This is a genomic window from Bradyrhizobium sp. LM2.9 (assembly GCF_054056555.1).
The window spans coordinates 3,586,601-3,602,732 of the sequence record NZ_JBSRYJ010000002.1 but is presented as its reverse complement, the minus strand read 5'-3'; the positions used below and the strand labels follow the sequence as shown (position 1 = coordinate 3,602,732).

The 16,132-nt window shown below is 57.0% G+C and carries 17 protein-coding genes; 13 read left to right on the top strand and 4 right to left on the bottom strand.

Annotation, left to right across the window (positions count from 1 at the left end; translation table 11 throughout):
- The 12 genes from wecB (at position 1) to ACVWW3_RS19025 (ending at position 11,216) form a co-directional block, all read left to right on the top strand.
- The gene (gene wecB, locus ACVWW3_RS19080; protein WP_456649021.1) at positions 1-1,125 is read left to right on the top strand and encodes a non-hydrolyzing UDP-N-acetylglucosamine 2-epimerase; all 1,125 of its coding nucleotides are present in this window, start codon (positions 1-3) and stop codon (positions 1,123-1,125) included.
- Entirely contained in the window at positions 1,118-1,762 is a 645-nt protein-coding gene (locus tag ACVWW3_RS19075) for an NAD(P)-binding domain-containing protein (protein ID WP_456672062.1), read from the top strand. Before wecB ends, ACVWW3_RS19075 begins: the two co-directional genes overlap by 8 nt.
- Complete coding sequence (locus ACVWW3_RS19070; RefSeq protein WP_456672061.1) at positions 1,645-2,382, top strand: nucleotide sugar dehydrogenase; 738 nt, start codon at positions 1,645-1,647, stop codon at positions 2,380-2,382. Before ACVWW3_RS19075 ends, ACVWW3_RS19070 begins: the two co-directional genes overlap by 118 nt.
- Before the next feature lie 40 nt (positions 2,383-2,422).
- Entirely contained in the window at positions 2,423-3,487 is a 1,065-nt protein-coding gene (locus ACVWW3_RS19065) for a Gfo/Idh/MocA family protein (RefSeq protein ID WP_456649023.1), read from the top strand.
- 52 nt (positions 3,488-3,539) lie between these two features.
- The gene (locus ACVWW3_RS19060; protein ID WP_456672060.1) at positions 3,540-3,785 is read left to right on the top strand and encodes an oligosaccharide flippase family protein; all 246 of its coding nucleotides are present in this window, start codon (positions 3,540-3,542) and stop codon (positions 3,783-3,785) included.
- Positions 3,710-5,017 (top strand): oligosaccharide flippase family protein, encoded by a 1,308-nt coding sequence (locus ACVWW3_RS19055; protein ID WP_456672413.1) that lies wholly within the window; start codon positions 3,710-3,712, stop codon positions 5,015-5,017. The genes ACVWW3_RS19060 and ACVWW3_RS19055 overlap by 76 nt, the downstream gene beginning before the upstream one ends.
- Positions 5,018-5,049: 32 nt before the next feature.
- Complete coding sequence (locus ACVWW3_RS19050; RefSeq protein WP_247443986.1) at positions 5,050-5,559, top strand: acyltransferase; 510 nt, start codon at positions 5,050-5,052, stop codon at positions 5,557-5,559.
- A gap of 101 nt (positions 5,560-5,660) precedes the next feature.
- Positions 5,661-6,842 carry a DegT/DnrJ/EryC1/StrS family aminotransferase gene (locus ACVWW3_RS19045; protein ID WP_456649024.1) on the top strand — a complete coding sequence of 394 codons (1,182 nt, stop codon included), beginning with the start codon at positions 5,661-5,663 and terminating at the stop codon, positions 6,840-6,842.
- A complete protein-coding gene (locus ACVWW3_RS19040; protein ID WP_456672059.1) occupies positions 6,839-7,840 on the top strand; it encodes an NAD-dependent epimerase/dehydratase family protein in 1,002 nt (333 codons plus the stop codon). The genes ACVWW3_RS19045 and ACVWW3_RS19040 overlap by 4 nt, the downstream gene beginning before the upstream one ends.
- Positions 7,780-8,976: a DegT/DnrJ/EryC1/StrS family aminotransferase gene (locus tag ACVWW3_RS19035; protein ID WP_456649026.1), complete on the top strand. Its 1,197-nt coding sequence runs from the start codon at positions 7,780-7,782 to the stop codon at positions 8,974-8,976. The genes ACVWW3_RS19040 and ACVWW3_RS19035 overlap by 61 nt, the downstream gene beginning before the upstream one ends.
- The gene (locus tag ACVWW3_RS19030; RefSeq protein ID WP_456672058.1) at positions 8,973-10,298 is read left to right on the top strand and encodes a class I SAM-dependent methyltransferase; all 1,326 of its coding nucleotides are present in this window, start codon (positions 8,973-8,975) and stop codon (positions 10,296-10,298) included. The genes ACVWW3_RS19035 and ACVWW3_RS19030 overlap by 4 nt, the downstream gene beginning before the upstream one ends.
- A 162-nt stretch (positions 10,299-10,460) precedes the next feature.
- Positions 10,461-11,216 carry a class I SAM-dependent methyltransferase gene (locus ACVWW3_RS19025; protein ID WP_456649027.1) on the top strand — a complete coding sequence of 252 codons (756 nt, stop codon included), beginning with the start codon at positions 10,461-10,463 and terminating at the stop codon, positions 11,214-11,216.
- Positions 11,217-11,262: 46 nt separating this feature from the next.
- Here ACVWW3_RS19025 and ACVWW3_RS19020 read toward each other — a convergent pair whose 3' ends face one another.
- Positions 11,263-12,729, bottom strand: a complete 1,467-nt coding sequence (locus ACVWW3_RS19020; RefSeq protein WP_456649028.1) for a glycosyltransferase family 4 protein — start codon at positions 12,727-12,729, stop codon at positions 11,263-11,265.
- 222 nt (positions 12,730-12,951) lie between these two features.
- On the opposite strand from ACVWW3_RS19020, the gene ACVWW3_RS19015 reads away from it, so the two are divergent.
- Positions 12,952-13,929, top strand: coding sequence for a glycosyltransferase family A protein (locus ACVWW3_RS19015; protein WP_456649029.1), 978 nt, complete (start codon positions 12,952-12,954; stop codon positions 13,927-13,929).
- A 111-nt stretch (positions 13,930-14,040) separates the two neighbouring features.
- On the opposite strand, the gene ACVWW3_RS19010 is transcribed toward ACVWW3_RS19015, so the two are convergent.
- Genes ACVWW3_RS19010 through ACVWW3_RS19000 form a run of 3 tightly spaced genes read right to left on the bottom strand, consistent with a single transcriptional unit; the run spans position 14,041 to position 16,102 of the window.
- Positions 14,041-15,312: a hypothetical protein gene (locus tag ACVWW3_RS19010; protein WP_247443978.1), complete on the bottom strand. Its 1,272-nt coding sequence runs from the start codon at positions 15,310-15,312 to the stop codon at positions 14,041-14,043.
- The gene (locus ACVWW3_RS19005) at positions 15,309-15,728 is read right to left on the bottom strand and encodes an FkbM family methyltransferase (RefSeq protein ID WP_456672057.1); all 420 of its coding nucleotides are present in this window, start codon (positions 15,726-15,728) and stop codon (positions 15,309-15,311) included. Before ACVWW3_RS19005 ends, ACVWW3_RS19010 begins: the two co-directional genes overlap by 4 nt.
- Positions 15,689-16,102, bottom strand: coding sequence for an FkbM family methyltransferase (locus tag ACVWW3_RS19000; RefSeq protein ID WP_456672056.1), 414 nt, complete (start codon positions 16,100-16,102; stop codon positions 15,689-15,691). The genes ACVWW3_RS19005 and ACVWW3_RS19000 overlap by 40 nt, the downstream gene beginning before the upstream one ends.
- Positions 16,103-16,132: the final 30 nt, after the last annotated feature.

The following is a 16,132-nucleotide window of genomic DNA, read 5'->3' as shown; positions in this document are numbered from 1 at the left end:
GTGCGCAAGCATTTTTTCATTCTCCTGGGAACCCGGCCGGAAGCAATCAAGCTCTTTCCGGTCATCAACCGGCTCAAGGCCGAGAAGAGCAAGGACGTCACCGTAACGATCTGTGCGACTGCCCAGCATCGGCACTTGCTTGACCAAGTCCTCAAGCTGGCCAAAGTGGTCCCGGATTTTGATCTGAACGTCATGACGACCAATCAGACTCTCGACCATCTGACCGCCCGGCTGCTCGGACAAATCGGCGAACTCCTCGAAAAGTTGAAGCCCACCAGGGTTATCGTCCAGGGCGACACAGCGACTGCCATGACGGGTGCGCTGGCATCCTATTATCACCGTATACCGGTCTCGCACATCGAGGCCGGGCTGCGCAGCGGTGACATCTTCGCGCCGTGGCCCGAGGAGGTGAACCGCAAGATCGTCGGCTCGATTGCCGACCAACATTTCGCCCCGACAGAGCGCGCGGCGCGCGCGTTACGCGCTGAAAACGTCTCGGATGATCGCATTCACGTTACCGGAAACACGGTGGTGGACGCTCTCATCCTCGCGAAAGCCATGGTCGAATCCGATCCACGACTCTCGTGCCGCTGGGACAGCATCAAGAAGCGTCACGGCAATCGGCGCATCATCCTGGTGACCTGCCATCGCAGGGAAAACTTCGGAGGCGGTGTCCTTAATATCGTAAACGCGTTGGAGACCATTCTGCGCAGGGAGGACGTTGCCGTGGTGCTCCCCGTGCATCCAAATCCGAATGTCCGCGACATGTTTGCGTCTCGGTTCTCGGACCATCCGCGGGTCGTCCTTATTTCCCCACAAGAGTATACAGATTTTGTGAGCCTGCTCGCGTTGTCCTATTTGGTCCTGACAGATTCGGGCGGCGTGCAGGAGGAGGCGCCCACTTTCGGGAAGCCGGTCCTGGTGATGCGCGAGACAACCGAGCGACCCGAGGGAGTAGAAGCGGGAACGGCGCGCTTGGTTGGTGCGAACTACGACAGGATTGTTGCGGAGACATTTCGCCTCCTCGACGATGACGAGACTTATGCAGCCATGGCGCGTTCGCACAATCCGTTTGGTGACGGGCACGCGAGCGAGCGGATCGTGAAGGTCCTTCTCGATGCCTGAATTCCAAAAGATCAATGTCATTGGACTCGGTTATATCGGACTTCCGACCGCGGCGCTGATTGCAAGCCGGGGGCTGCAGGTGGTCGGTATCGATACCAATGAACGCATCGTCGACACCGTTGCATCTGGCAGAATTCACATCGCAGAGCCCGATCTGGATGGCCTTGTTTCCAAGGTCGTTTCGAGTGGTGCGCTCACGACGGCCAGACATCCGCAGCCGGCGGACGTGTTCATCATCGCAGTGCCCACACCGATCGATCACGAAAACCGTCCAGACTTGTCAAGCGTGAATGCGGCAGTCGACTCTATCGTAGATCTTCTCGCGCCAGGCAACCTTGTCATCCTTGAATCGACATCGCCGATTGGGACGACGGAAGTCATTGCAAAGCGGATCGTTGAACGCAGGCCAGAGTTGCACATTGGCGTCAACGGCAAGGAAGATGGAGCGATTTATGTCGCATACTGTCCCGAACGCGTGCTGCCGGGACGGATCTTGACCGAGCTTATCAACAACGACAGGTGCATCGGCGGGATTACGCCAACCTGTACGCGGCGTGCTCAGCGCTTCTACAAAATGTTCGTTCGCGGCGCTTGCGTCGGTACTACGGCGCGCGCGCGGCAGAGTTGGTCAAGCTGACGGAAAACGCCTTTCGCGATACCAACATAGCATTTGCCAACGAACTTTCGCTGATTTGCGACAGGTTCGACATCAATGTCTGGGAAGTGATCGATATCGCCAACCGCCACCCTCGCGTAAACGTATTGCGGCCGGGACCAGGAGTGGGCGGGCACTGTATTGCGGTCGACCCCTGGTTCATCATCGACTCAGCGCCGGACCTCGCCCGTGTGATGCGAACAAGCCGAGAAGTGAACAACGCCAAAACGCAAAAGATCATCGAGCGCACAGAGGCACTGATCGACGATCATCCCTATGCGAACGTTGCCTGTTGTGGACTGACCTTCAAGGCGAATGTCGACGACGTGCGTGAAAGCCCGGCGATGGAGATAGCCATGCATCTCGCGGCAAAATACGGTGAGCGGATCAAAGTTGTTGAACCGAATCTGCGCCGTCTGCCTCCTGGGTTGGCCGATCATCGTGTCGCATTCGTGAACATCGAAGAAGCCCTACGCAGTTGCGAGATCGCGATTGTCCTCGTCGATCATGATGAATTCAAAATGGTGCCGCTAGCAGAGCGCCGGCACCTCGACGTCATCGATACGCGAGGCATATGGCAGGATATGCCGGCGCGGACATAACGTATAGGCGGCGTTAACTCCCGAATGGATCGAGGTCAGTATGCGAGATAGCCAGCTGGGAATCGGGGTCGTGGGATATGGCTATTGGGGCCCTAATCTCGTTCGCAATTTCTCTATCAATCCGGCCGCCCGGGTCGTCAGCGTCAGCGACCTTGATCCAGGCAGGCTCGGCGCCATAAGGCAGGTTTACCCGGGGATATCAACCACACCTCGATATGACGATCTGCTGAAGGACGCCTCGATTGATGCAATCGCTATAGCTACGCCCGTGCATACACATTACGAGCTGGCGATTGCGGCGTTAAGGGCTGGCAAGCACGTGTTGGTTGAGAAGCCCCTTGCGCCGAGCACGGAGCTCGTGTCCCGCTTGATCGACGAGGCGGACCGGCGCGGATTGACGTTGATGGTCGATCACACCTTTCTTTACACGCCAGCGGTTCAGAAGATCCGTGAGCTGTTGCTGAAGGGAGAGCTCGGAGACATCTACTATTACGATAGCATACGCTCGAGCCTCGGGCTGTTTCAAAAAGACGTAAATGTGATCTGGGATCTGGCGGTGCACGACATCTCGATCATCAACCATATCCTCGATGAGGAACCGGTCGCGGTCTCCGCAACGGGCTCGTGCCATGTTGCCGGTTCGCCGGAAAACATGGCCCACATCACATTGTTCTTCCCCAACGCATGCGTGGCCCACGTCAGCGTCAACTGGCTCTCGCCTGTCAAGGTACGCCAGACGTTCATTGGTGGCAGCAAGAAGATGATCGTCTACGACGATCTTGAGCCGACCGAAAAGGTAAAGGTGTATGACAAAGGAATTACCCTTGATAGGCCTCCCGAGAGTGCACATCAATTTCGAATCGGATATCGCGCCGGCGACATGTGGGCTCCGCATATCTCGCCTAAGGAAGCGCTGCAAACGGAGGTCGAGCATTTTATCGACTGCGTGCGCACCGGCGGACAGCCGATCTCCGGCGGGATGTCTGGGCTGCGAGTGATCGAGGTACTTGAGGCGGCTTCGCGATCGATCGAAGAACAGGGCAAACCAGTCGCCATCAGGCAGTTGCTAGGCAGGCTACCGGAGCGGGCTCGGGCCACGGCTTAATTCGCGGCTTCGTCGTGGCTGTTCGCCCGTCGAGCCCCGCGACGGAGTTGCAATGAATTCAGTACAGCGTTCAGTCCTGTTTTCTGCAGTGGACCGTTATGCGGGCCTTGTGCTGTTCCTCGTCTCGACCGCCGTGCTTTCGCGGCTACTTACGCCGAGCGAGTTCGGGGTCTTCGCGGTTGTCAACGCTCTTACCGCCGTGATCGCAGCCGCTTTTCAGGAATTTGGCGGGGCGAATTACTTAATTCAGAAGCGCGTGAACTATCGCGCGGAACCGTTCGCACAGCGTTTACTATAACCTGGGCGATCTCACTCGCGGTTGCGCTGATCCTGTTGGCCTCGGCCGACATCATATCGCAACTGTTTGGGCAAGACGGTCTGAGGCGAGGTATCGAGGTTTCTGCGCTGAACCTTCTCCTTCTACCGGTCTCAGGAACGTTGGCCGCCTTGTTTCGCCGCGACATGCAGTTTGGAACGCTCGCGATCTGTAATTTTGCGAGCAACATCACGATCGCACTGGTTTCGATCGGACTGGCGGTAATGCACTTCAGCTACATGGCTCCGATCTGGGGCGGCGTGGCAGGGAGCGTGGTTCTCGCGGCCATGTTACTGAGCTCGTATCGGGATTTCGGTGTGTTGCGCCCTTCGCTGTCCGAATACCGAGACGTCCTCGAATTCGGTCTCTTTTCCAGCGGCGTCAGCGCCATCAATATCTTCTACAACCTTGCACCGCAGCTCTTCCTTGCGAAGATTCTCGATTTTACTGCCGTTGGTCTCTATAGCCGGGCGATAAACCTGACCCAGGTATTTGACAGGCTCGTCACGCAGGTGCTGAACCCGATCATCATGCCCGCGTTCGTGACGAGGCGTGCAGCCGGGGCAGATCTAAAGGGCGTATATCTCGACGCGGTCCAACTGCTTTCCGCCGTACAGTGGCCATTCCTCACTTTCATAGCGATTATGGCAAGGCCGATCGTTTTGCTGTGGCTGGGGGAAGCATGGCTGGAGGTAGTGCCGTTAGTGCGCATCCTTTGCCTTGCAAATTTGGCGCTGTTCGCTGCGTGCCTGACATATCCCGTATTCGTGGCAGTTGGGCGCGTGCGCGACGCGCTTGTCTCGTCTTTCATCTCGTTGCCACCATCGCTCCTTGCCCTCTTGGGAGCGTCCTTTTTTGGCGTGGAGGCAGTTGCAGCGTGCGCCTTGCTGACGTTGCCATTTCAAGCAGCAGTGGCGATATACTACCTCAGTCCGCATCTGGCCCTGCGGCCGGCCGAGTTTGGCCGTGCCCTGCTGAAGAGCGGTGTCGTCACGTTGGCGACCGCTTCGGGCACAGCCACCTGTGCGGTGTTGATCGAGGCGGGAATTCTTAATTTCGTTGTTGGCCTTGTATCAGCGTTGGTGGTCGCCGCCTTCTGCTGGCTGTGGGGATTGATCGTGACAGGTCATCCTCTGCTGCAGCAGCTTCGTGAAGCGGCGGCGGATCTCGCCGAGATGGCGCCCAGGCTGCTCTCGTCGCGCCCGGTACCGTAGGCTTGCTTGACTGTAGAGACAGGAAAACTGACATGCCAATAATTGACACCGAGCTTGGCCGCGATGTCCGCATCCTCCATTCGGACCTAGTCAACCTGTATGGTTGCGTCGTGGGCGACGAGAGCAGGATCGGATCCTTTGTCGAGATCCAGGCTGGGGCAAAGATAGGTGCTCGTTGCAAGATATCCTCGCACAGCTTCATCTGCGAGGGCGTCACAATTGAGGACGAAGTGTTCGTCGGCCACGGAGTGATGTTCACGAATGACAAATTTCCGAGGGCAACAAACCCGGATGGTCGTCCTCAGCAGGCTTCGGACTGGACACTGCAGCGCACTCATGTCGGCAGCGGAGCTTCCATCGGCTCGAACGTCACCATTCTGTGCGGTGTGACGATCGGTGCGGGTGCCTCCGTAGGTGCGGGTGCGGTGGTGACGAAGGACGTTCCGCCCGGAGCCATTGTCGCCGGAGTGCCGGCTCGGATTCTGTCCAGAGCTGAAAACATCGCTCTGAGCGAGCAAGGCTCGGTCACGCGTGCTTCATAACATTTGTAATTCGAAGATGCAGTTATCAAATTTAATACTTGATTAAATATAATAATACAGGTTTATTTGTTCTATTATTTATCCCCAATCCAAGGTCTTGAATGTCGATACCCTTCCTGGATTTGAAAGCCCAATATAGCCAGATCAAGCCGGAAATCGACGCGGCGCTAGCGAGGGTCGTCAGCAGCGGGCACTTTGTGCTCGGGCCGGAAGTGACGGCCTTCGAGGGACACTTTGCGAATTATTGCCGGACCGCCCATTGCCGCGCGGTGAACAGCGGCACTTCCGCGCTTCACCTTGCCTTGCTTGCGGCGGGAGTCGGACCTGGTGACGAAGTCATCACAGTATCCATGACGTTCGTCGCGACAACCGCGGCCATTCTCTACAGCGGCGCCAGGCCGGTGTTTGTCGACGTCGACCCGGTGACGTGGACGATGGACCCCGGCTTGATCGAAGCTGCGATAACACCGCGAACCAAAGCGATCGTGCCGGTTCACCTCCACGGGCTGATGGCCGACATGGATCCGATAATGGCGATCGCGCGTCGTCACGGTCTGGTCGTCATTGAGGACGCCGCGCAGGCGCACGGTGCGGAATACCGGGAACGCCGCGCAGGCTCGATTGGCGATCTGGGCTGCTTCAGCTTTTACCCCGGCAAGAATCTTGGAGCGTATGGCGAGGGTGGGGCGCTCGTAACCGATCGGCCTGACCTCGCTCGACGCGTGTCACTGCTGCGCGATTGGGGGCAGGAGGCGAAATACGACCACATCATCCCCGGATACAACTATCGTATGGACGAAATTCAAAGCGCAATACTGACCGTCAAGATGGATTACATCGAGCGCTGGACGGAAGCGCGACGGTCGCTCGCTGAGCGATACGATGCACTGCTTTCCGATCTCCCATTCGCGCGCCCACAGCCGCCTCGCTACACCCGTCACGTGTATCATGTCTATGCGGTCAGGTTGCAGCGCCGCGATGACGCGCTGACGCTGTTGCGTGATGCCGGCATTGGTTCCGGGATCCACTATCCCGTTCCGGTGCATCTGCAGAGAGCCTATGCAGAACTCGGCTATCGCGCCGGTGATTTCCCCGTCACTGAGATGCTTGCGAACGAGTTGCTCTCTCTTCCCATTTATCCGGAAATGCTGCTGGAACAAGCCGACGAAGTTGTCTCTACATTGAGGAACGCGGCGGCCCTGCGGCCCAGCGAAACCGTCAGCGACCGGGCGGAGAATCCACAAAGCGTCATGACATGGTCTCACAACAGGAGAGCGTCTTGATTGATCTCAAGGGAAAGCGCGTTCTGGTCACCGGCGGGGCAGGGTTCATCGGTTCCCATATCGTTGATCTGCTCTGCGACGAGGGCTGTATCGAGATTGTTGCAATAGACAACATGATCAGAGGCCGGCCGGAAAATCTCCGGCGCGCGCTCGGGCGCGGGCCGGTGAGACTGGTTCACGGCGACATACGCGATCGCAAGCTGATGGAGGCGCTGGTCAAGGCTGCCGATATCGTCTTTCACCAGGCCGCACTTCGCATTACCCATTGTGCGGCCGAACCACGGCTGGCGAAGGAGGTCATGGTGGATGCCACCTACGACCTGCTGGAGTTGTGCATCAAGCACGATATCGAGAAGATCATCGCGGCGTCGTCGGCATCCGTATATGGTATGGCCGAGGAGTTTCCGACGACCGAGCGGCACAATCCGTACAACAACCGGACTCTTTATGGGGCCGCCAAGGCGTTTAACGAAGGGCTCCTGCGGACCTTCAACGATGCATGCGGCCTCGACTACGTGGCATTCCGATATTTCAACGTCTACGGCAGCCGAATGGATATCCACGGACGGTACACCGAGGTGTTGATCCGCTGGATGGAGCGCCTGGAAGCCGGATTGCCTCCCGTTATCTTTGGTGATGGCCGTCAGACCATGGATTTCGTCCACGTCCGCGACATCGCGCGTGCCAACATCCTTGCGGCTAGGGCAAAGGTTACTGATGAGGTCTTCAACGTCGGGAGCGGTACTGAAACCAGTCTGACCGAGCTCGCGACGGTGCTTGCGTCTGTGATGGGACACCGCGGATTGACACCGGAATTCGCGCCGGAGCGCTCGGTTAATCCGGTGCCGCGCCGGCTGGCATCGACGGGCAAGGCGGAGCGTCTGCTGGGTTTCCGCGCTACGGTCTCACTTGAGCAAGGGCTCGCCGATCTCGTGAAATGGTGGCGATCCGAACGCGATCTCGCTTCGGACCGCCAGCGGCAGGCGGCGGCATCGTGATTCCGATCGCGGCGCCGCTCCTGGCGGACGAAGAGGCTGACGCTGCGCGCGCGGTCGTGCTGTCGGGCTGGGTGTCGCAAGGCCCGCAGGTGGCGGCGTTTGAGCGCGAGTTCGCTGCACTTGTCGGCGCACCGCACGCCTGTGCCGTCTCCAATTGTACGACCGCCCTACAGCTCGCATTGGCAGCGTTGGATATCGGCACTGGCGATGAAGTGATCACGGTCAGCCACTCCTTCATTGCGACCGCGAACGTCATTCGACATCAGGGCGCCACGCCGGCTTTTGTCGATATCGACCCCGAAACATACAATTTGGATTGCGCTCGGCTGGCCGAAGCCATCACTGAGCGAACGCGCGCGATCATAGCGGTCCATCAGATGGGCATGCCCTGTGATATGGCAGCGCTCATGGCTATAGCCCGCCGCCATGGGATCGCCGTGATCGAGGACGCCGCCTGTGCCGCCGGATCGCAGATCCGGATAGACCAGGAATGGGAGCCGATTGGCAAACCCTGTGGCGATATTGCGTGCTTTTCCTTTCATCCGCGAAAGGTCATCACGACCGGTGAGGGTGGAATGCTCACCACCGCGGATGCCGACCTTGATCGCAAGTTCAAGCTGCTGCGCCAGCACGGCATGAGCGTTCCGGATACGGTGCGTCATAACTCGTCGTCCGTGATCTTCGAGGAGTACGTTGTTCTCGGCTACAATTACCGAATGACCGATATGCAGGCCGCAATTGGGCGCAGACAGCTCGAGCGACTTCCAGAACTGGTAGCACGCCGGCGAGCGGTCGCCGCTAGATATGCCGAACAGCTTGGCAATCTGGAAGGCCTGCGGTTACCCACCGAGCCGGCGTGGGCCAGATCGAACTGGCAGAGCTATTGCGTGCGTCTCCCTGACCGCCTCGACCAACGCATCGTTATGCAACATCTCCTCGATAAGGGCATTGCGACCCGCCGCGGCATCATGTGCGCCCACCGTGAGCAGCCCTATTCAAGCCTCGCCCAGGGGCAGGATCTGCGTCAATCCGAACTTGCCCAGGATCGGTCGATCTTGCTCCCCATTTATGCACAGATGGACGCGGAGGATACCTTGAGGGTGGCCGATGCGGTGCGGGCAGAGTTGGAACGATGATCTCGGGGATCGCCCATCAGAAGGCATTGCGGCTTTTGGTCGTGATCGCGAGCTATGGGACTGCCAATGACGTCTACCTGGATCGAGTGATTAAAGAGTACCGGTCCATGTCGTTCGACGTGGACCTCGTAATCATATCCAACATTGACAAGAAGCCAGCCCAGGACATCGAGTGTATCGTTGGCCTTCCCAATAAGAATCCCTGGTCGCTTCCCTTCGCACACAAGGAGTTGTTTGCAGGGCGAATTGATCAGTATGATTTGTTCATTTATTCCGAAGACGACATCTTAATAACCGAAAGGAACATCAGATCGTTTCTTGACGTGACTTTAGCCTTGAATGAGGACGAAGTTGCCGGATTAATGCTCGTCGAGAAAGCGCCAAGCGGTGAACTAAATTACCCGCAGGCCCATGGCTCTTTCCACTGGGACTGCACATCGGTAAAGATCAGGGGAGATTACTACCTTGCTCATTTTACCAACGAACATGCCGCCAGCTATTTGCTCACCCAGCAGCAGCTTGCGAGAGCAATTGCGTCCGGCGGATTTCTGGTCGGACCTCACGAAGGCAAGTACGACCTGCCGTGCACTGCTGCGACTGATCCATACACGCAGTGTGGGTTCAAGAAATTGATCCCCATTTCCAATATTGATGATTTCTCGGCCCAACATTTACCGAATAAATATATCGACCGGCTCGGCATCGACCGCCACCAATTGGACTCACAACTGTCCGTCTTGATGCAGATCGCGCGTGAGGGAAAAAACGCGGCTCCGCTATTCAGTGTCGAGACTAGACTCTGGCATAACATGTATTCGAAAGACTATTACGAGCCGGCCAGGGACGAAGTGTTGTCCGGCGTACCGAAAAGCGCTGCCGTACTTTCGATTGGATCCTGCTCCGCGGCAAACGAGCGTCGACTGCTGGAGAGAGGGAACCGCGTGGTGGCTGTACCTCTCGACCCCGTTCTGGGCAACGGCCTGGCTCAGCTCGGGGCTGAGGTGGTGTTAGGAGACGTCTTAACGGCGAGAGCGAAAATTGAAGCGGAGCGATTTGACCGGCTACTTTTCGTCGATGTTTTGCAATTCGTCCGTGATCCGGCACATCTGCTCAGGCTATTTGTCGATCTCTTGGCGCCGGACGGAAGGGTGATCATAAGCACGCCAAATCGACCGTCTGTTCGTTACACCTGGGAATGCGCGAAGACCAGCAACGTCTTTCAGCGCTGGGGCAGCTTCGAGGCAGTAGGGATCCACAACACGACAGCCCGGAAAAATTCAAAGCTGGTGTGCGCGGGCCGGTCTGGCGATCGAGAGGATTGAAAGGTGCGCTCCGCATCCAACCGGGCCGATGTTGCAACTCCTGTCTCCCATACTTGCGCCCGATCTTGTTGCGACCGCCACAAGGCGTGAATCGCGAAAGCCGTTCTTTGGCGAAGATCACGGAATGGGGCAAATGGAGGTTTCCAGAAGGAGCGTCGTTCAATGAGCTTGGAGGCCGCAAAAAGAATTGAAATGAGTGAAACGCAGCGACACGCCGGCGTTGCGCATGGCTCGGCTACGAAAAACTACTATAGCCGCTCTCGCCGCGAGATTCGGTCATTGCTGCCCAGCCGCGCCTCTCGGATACTCGAAGTGGGACCTGGCGCAGGCTTCACACTGATGTGGCTTAAGTCGATCTACCCCGCTGTCACGACATGCGGTGTCGAGCTTAATCCAGCACTTGAGGCCGACCTGCAAGAGCATGCCGATGTCGCGATTATCGGAGACATCGACCATTTGATATCACAGGTCGCTAGCAAGTTCGACCTGATCTTGTTGCTTGATGTCCTTGAGCATGTCCCGGACCCAACTCGTACGCTTCAGGCCATCACCAGGAACCTCCTCATGGATGGTGGGCGCGTGATTGTTTCTGTTCCAAACATCGCGCATCTGAGCGTGACTCTTCCCCTGCTTTTCCAACGCAGATTTGCATACGCAGATTCTGGAATTCTTGACCGCACCCATCTAAAGTTTTTTGTCGAAGACACCGCCGTTAAGCTTCTCAATGATGCAAATCTGATCGTCAAAAACGGTCTGATGACGGGCCTTGAAGGTCCCAAATCCAATATGTTGGATAGAGTTACACTGGGGTTCCTGACCCATCACTTGGCAAAGCAATACATTATGGCGGGTGAGCCGACTGGTGAACGTACCGCGCAACCGAAGGTCAGTTGGAAGAAGAGCCGGCTGATCAGCTAGCGGGAACGGTGACTGCGAAGCGCGCAATATCCGTCGAGGGCATCAACTACGGGCGACCACAATCCACGAATTCAGTCTTGATCATAGGTCTTGAAATCGCCCCAAGAAGGACCTCGGCATGCCGCTTGGAACATATGAACGGATCGAAGCGGCTTTTTGAATCCGCAGACAGTTGTCCGCGTACTCTTGACCAATAGTCTCTGTGTAAGATGACCGAGCTCATGGCTGAGACGAGTTCATCCTTATTTTTTTGTGGCTGAAATCGCATAAGGCTCGAGCTATGCCAATTCGCGCTTTCGGGATCGCCAACCGGGTTCGCCACAACAAATCCACGGCTGCCGTCCATACCGAGTTGCTCGCGCGCACCGCCGACGTCACTTACAATTGTGGGCAGCCCCGCGCTTAAGGCTTCCATGGAAGCCAATGACCATCCCTCGAAAAAGGAGTTTAGAACAAAGCAATCAGCGGCGGCTAGCAGGATGGACGGATCCGGAAACGAGTGCCGGAGGTGGATCCGATCCCTGCAAGGCATTTTGTCGCGAAGCGTACGCACTTGACGCGTGTATACAGCATCGTCCAGGCGGCCGGCGATCAGCAGATGTGCCTTGGGATTATTCTCTGCGACTTCGGAAAAGGCCCATACCAGGCCGTAAGCATTCTTCTGAACGGTATGACGACCGAGCGAAAGAAAAAGAAATTCGTCATTGAGGCCTAGCCAGGTTCTGGCTCTCGGCCGGTTCACCAAGGGGCGGTGTGTCTGGTTGAACGCATTGGGGATCGTGATAACCGCGCTATCAGAATAGGACGGATTGCCCGAAAGGTACTGACGCCTCACGAGCTCGCTTACCGCGACAAAGCAGGTAACGAATTTCGATCTCTGGCGCTCTTCCCTCCAATTCGTGCTTATAGGAGTTGGGATGCCGTGGAGCGTTTCCACGACTGGAACGCGGGCGTCACTAGCTGCCTGCAAGAGCCAGCCGGGCGGATCGTGCGCGCTGACGACGTCAGGACGGTTCGCTTCCATCCATAGGCAAGCGTCGCCTGGCGAGGCGGCAACAACCGCTGTGCCTTCCCTCTGCAACGCCGTGAATAGTTGTCCGACGGGCGCCGACGATGAATGTGCGCACATAACCGTGACGCGAAATCCGAAGTGGGGCAGGCGCCGTGCAAGAAAAGCAACAAATTCGTCGAGGCCGCCGGCGTCGAGCACCGGAGTGACGATGAGGCAATGTATACTGCCTGGCGACACAAGGAATTCGTTTGGATTCGGCAGGCTACTGGTCGGGATCGAGGCGGGCGCCGCCGGTGCATTCGGCGCGACCATCGCATCGCATGGTACGAGTGGCTTCGACCAGTCGTCGACAATGTCGTCACTTCCAGAGGCCAGGTGGCTGCTAATGAACAGTTTTTTTGCGATACGCCTCACGCTTCGTGGCAGCCGCCAGGAGTTTCGTTGTGCCCAAAGTGTCGCACGGCCCACTAAAGAAAGGTCTTTGTGACTGAGACCCGTCATGCGTTCGAATGCCGCCCGTTTGGATTTCTGAAGCCAAATAATTAGCACGGAAAATAAACATTTAAACTATATATTGCACAAAACCAAAATATATAAATAATGTCTTATCGTCTTTTGACGCCATTGATGAACGGTCATCTGCAGTGGGTAAGCACATTGCGAAGTGCGCTAAGGAATCATGGAAAACACTTGCCAGAGACCTTTGGCCGAAATGGAGGCGCTGTGAGTTCCGTCGATGCGATCGTTCCCTGTTATCAGTATGGGCATTTCCTCAAGGAATGCGTCGACAGTCTATTGAAGCAGTGCGGACCCGAGTTGCGGGTGCTGATTATTGATGATGCGTCGACAGACAATACTCCACAAGTTGCACAAGAACTGGTTCGTGCTGATTCTCGGGTCGAATTTCGCAGGCATCCTACCAATCAAGGCCACATCGCCACCTTCAATGAGGGGATCGTCTGGGCCGCTGCAGACTACATGATTCTGCTATCCGCGGACGATTACCTGATGCCTGGTGCGATTGAGAGGTCGACGAGCCTGATGGATGAGAACCCGTCCGTCGGCCTCACGTTCGGCGGCGCGGTCGCGCTTTATCGAGGTCGCGAAGAGATCGTGGCACTGCCTCAGGGACTTGGAGGTGGTACAAAGATACTATCCGGCCGAGATTTCATTAAAATCGGGGGCGCCAGAAATATAGTGGTGGCGCCGAGCGTAGTGGTGCGAACGAGCCTGCAGAAGAAAGTGGGCGGATACTTGCCGGATTTGACGCACAGCGGTGATATGGAGATGTGGTTGCGGTTCGCAGCGCATGGTCCGGTCGGCTTTATCGATGCGATCCAGGCTGTGTATCGACGACATTCAACCAACATGTCAGGCGGATATTCGGCAGAGCAAGACTTCCTTCAACGCAAACTGGCGTTTGAGCATTTCCTAGATAGCTGCTCAGTGGTGCTTCCGGACGCGAATGATCTTCGGTCCTGGTTAATGGACAATTTGGCGCTCGACGCGATCAGTTGCGCGAGCCGGGCCTTCAATGACGGAGACGTCGAGTTATCGGAACGCCTTTCGGCGATTGCGTCAAAGCTGAATCCCAAGGTCACGAGATCGCGCCGTTGGTGGCTTCTCGCCTGCAAACGGCAGCTGGGACCGCGCGGATGGCAGTTGCTGCGGCCCGCTATCGAGCGGCTGAGGACGCCGTAATCGGCTCTGCGGCTTCCGGGCTGCTTTAGAATTGGCGTGTCGGACCTGACTGCGTATTGCTTGTGGTGCTGCGGCTAAGTAAGCCCTCGCGTTCGATCGTTTCGCAAGGGGTTAGACCTGGTACATCGAGAACTCCCGCAGCGACGCCCTAATGCCGATGCATACTCCCCAAAATATCCAGAGGTAATTCCAGTAGTGGACCGTCAGCCCGGTAAACATGAGCGTCACTATCGCGATGGTGAACGCGATGCGCAGATCTGGCGCGCTGGGATCCTCAATTGCGCCCATGAAGCGACTTTTTGCCGGTAGGGCGCTCGCAATGTTTGTCAAGACAAGAAAGAAAATCATTGGAAGTCCGAACCGAAGCGCAAACACCAGCCACACCGAGTCGACCGTGGTATCGAGAATGTCGTGATTGAGCGGGCCGAATGCGTATCCCGTGAAAGGAGACTCCATAATCTTTTGTGTAGCTGCGTCCCAGATCAACATTCGAAAATATCCCGACACCGGATCGAAGGTCAGGTGGGAGATGATCCAGCCAAGCGGGTGATTGGCAACGGCCATGATCACGACCACGATCGTAACCAGACACAGCTGCAGCGCGCGCCAGCGTCCAGAATATTCTTTCAGTGCCGTATCATAAAGGTATAGCATCAGGACAATGAGACACGACAATAGGGGCGCGGAGGACAACGACAAGAGACAGCCGAAAACACAAAGACTCGCCCAAAGCATCTTTGACAATGGGCGTTGCTCCGAAAACAGGAAGATGCCGCAAGCGACAGTGCAGTAGGTGCCCAACAGAATTGGGTGGTCAAACGTCGAGGCGGCTCTTACCCAATACAGCCTGAAGTCGGGCGAGAGCGGTGCGTAGCTGCCGAAAGCGGCAGAAAACGTTTCTTGAACAATGAGCCGGCCCGAAAGGTTATCGAAAAACGCCAGCAGGACGATGTAAGCAGTCACAATCTTGAATGGCTTGATGAAGGTGTAAATTGCCGCCGGTCCGAAGAAAAACCCGCGCGCTACAGTGTAACCACCCAGAAACTCGAGGCTCTCTGCGCCGGTCGATGAGATCGCACCCGGGCCGCCCGTGTAGTAGGCGGCTGCGAACATCCATGCTGCGACGGCACATGCAAGATAGTCCGAGGCGAGCGTGTGACGACCGGTCCTGGCTAGTCTTGCCACCGCAGGTACTATGAGGAGCAGGATACCGATCCGGCCTACCGTCAATTTCGCATCGGCGAGGTACAGTTGGACTTGTGCCGCAGGCAGAATGAGTCCAATCAGTACTAGCCAAGCCGGCAGCGTGCTGCATCGCTCAGAGGCCCTCGGCAAAGCCGTATCTGTCAGGCCGAACTCGCCGCCTGCAACCGTGACGCTCATGAGAGAACCGCCTTGCCCGGTGACCCCGCTTCGACCTGAACGCGGCGGCTGTGATCGCCACTCAAATACCACGTGAAAGTGACTGAACGCGGCGCCAATCCCCTCACGAAACGTCCGTTCTGAAAGACGTACGGCCGATAGCCGATTTCGGAAACGAATTCCGAAATCCCGTCCGATGCAAAGGCGCACATCAGCGCTGGCTTGTGCCGCCTCAGCGTCTGCTCCGACCCTTGCAGGATTTCCAACTCGGCTCCCTGAGCGTGCACCTTGATCAGGGAAGGCGACATGGCAAAGGAATCGAGCGTGCGACATTCGATCCTGTGTTCGCCCACGGTTAACTTGGACTGATCGAAGCGGTACATGCGGCCGGAATCGCTCAGCCACTCGGTAGCCGCCTCGCGGGAGGTCGCCGCCATGCCATCGCAAACCCACACCAGCCGTATGAGGGAACGAAGAATGTAATGGTGTCCGGCTTGGCCCCTAGAGCGCAGGCGAAAATCGAGACGGACCTATCGCCGGAGAACCGAATTTTAAGTCGCTCGGCCGAGACAGGTTCGGGTTCGAAGGCGACGATGGTCGATTGCGGCCGGAACCTCTTGAACGCGTGAATGCTTTGTCCGCGGTTCGCCCCGATGTCAATGATCACACCATCAGCCCTGGTGGTCCACGTAGAACCCCTGTACTCGGGTTTCGCAAGGTATGAAGCCGCCGCGTCCTTAAATGCAAATCGCGCGGCGGCAACGCCGGGGATGTTCGCATATGCGAAGCGGGCAAAAGGCTTCAAATTCATAACGATAGGACCTTCCGAGGCAGAGGTTAC

Bases quoted from the DNA above. Each gene is read 5' to 3' on its own strand.
- ACVWW3_RS19075 (WP_456672062.1), top strand. From the start codon at position 1,118: ATGCCTGAATTCCAAAAGATCAATGTCATTGGACTCGGTTATATCGGA.
- ACVWW3_RS19065 (WP_456649023.1), top strand. From the start codon at position 2,423: ATGCGAGATAGCCAGCTGGGAATCGGGGTCGTGGGATATGGCTATTGG.
- ACVWW3_RS19060 (WP_456672060.1), top strand. From the start codon at position 3,540: ATGAATTCAGTACAGCGTTCAGTCCTGTTTTCTGCAGTGGACCGTTAT.
- ACVWW3_RS19050 (WP_247443986.1), top strand. From the start codon at position 5,050: ATGCCAATAATTGACACCGAGCTTGGCCGCGATGTCCGCATCCTCCAT.
- ACVWW3_RS19045 (WP_456649024.1), top strand. From the start codon at position 5,661: ATGTCGATACCCTTCCTGGATTTGAAAGCCCAATATAGCCAGATCAAG.
- ACVWW3_RS19035 (WP_456649026.1), top strand. From the start codon at position 7,780: ATGGTGGCGATCCGAACGCGATCTCGCTTCGGACCGCCAGCGGCAGGC.
- ACVWW3_RS19030 (WP_456672058.1), top strand. From the start codon at position 8,973: ATGATCTCGGGGATCGCCCATCAGAAGGCATTGCGGCTTTTGGTCGTG.
- ACVWW3_RS19025 (WP_456649027.1), top strand. From the start codon at position 10,461: ATGAGCTTGGAGGCCGCAAAAAGAATTGAAATGAGTGAAACGCAGCGA.
- ACVWW3_RS19020 (WP_456649028.1), bottom strand. From the start codon at position 12,729: ATGACGGGTCTCAGTCACAAAGACCTTTCTTTAGTGGGCCGTGCGACA.
- ACVWW3_RS19010 (WP_247443978.1), bottom strand. From the start codon at position 15,312: ATGAGCGTCACGGTTGCAGGCGGCGAGTTCGGCCTGACAGATACGGCT.
- ACVWW3_RS19005 (WP_456672057.1), bottom strand. From the start codon at position 15,728: ATGGCGGCGACCTCCCGCGAGGCGGCTACCGAGTGGCTGAGCGATTCC.
- ACVWW3_RS19000 (WP_456672056.1), bottom strand. From the start codon at position 16,102: ATGAATTTGAAGCCTTTTGCCCGCTTCGCATATGCGAACATCCCCGGC.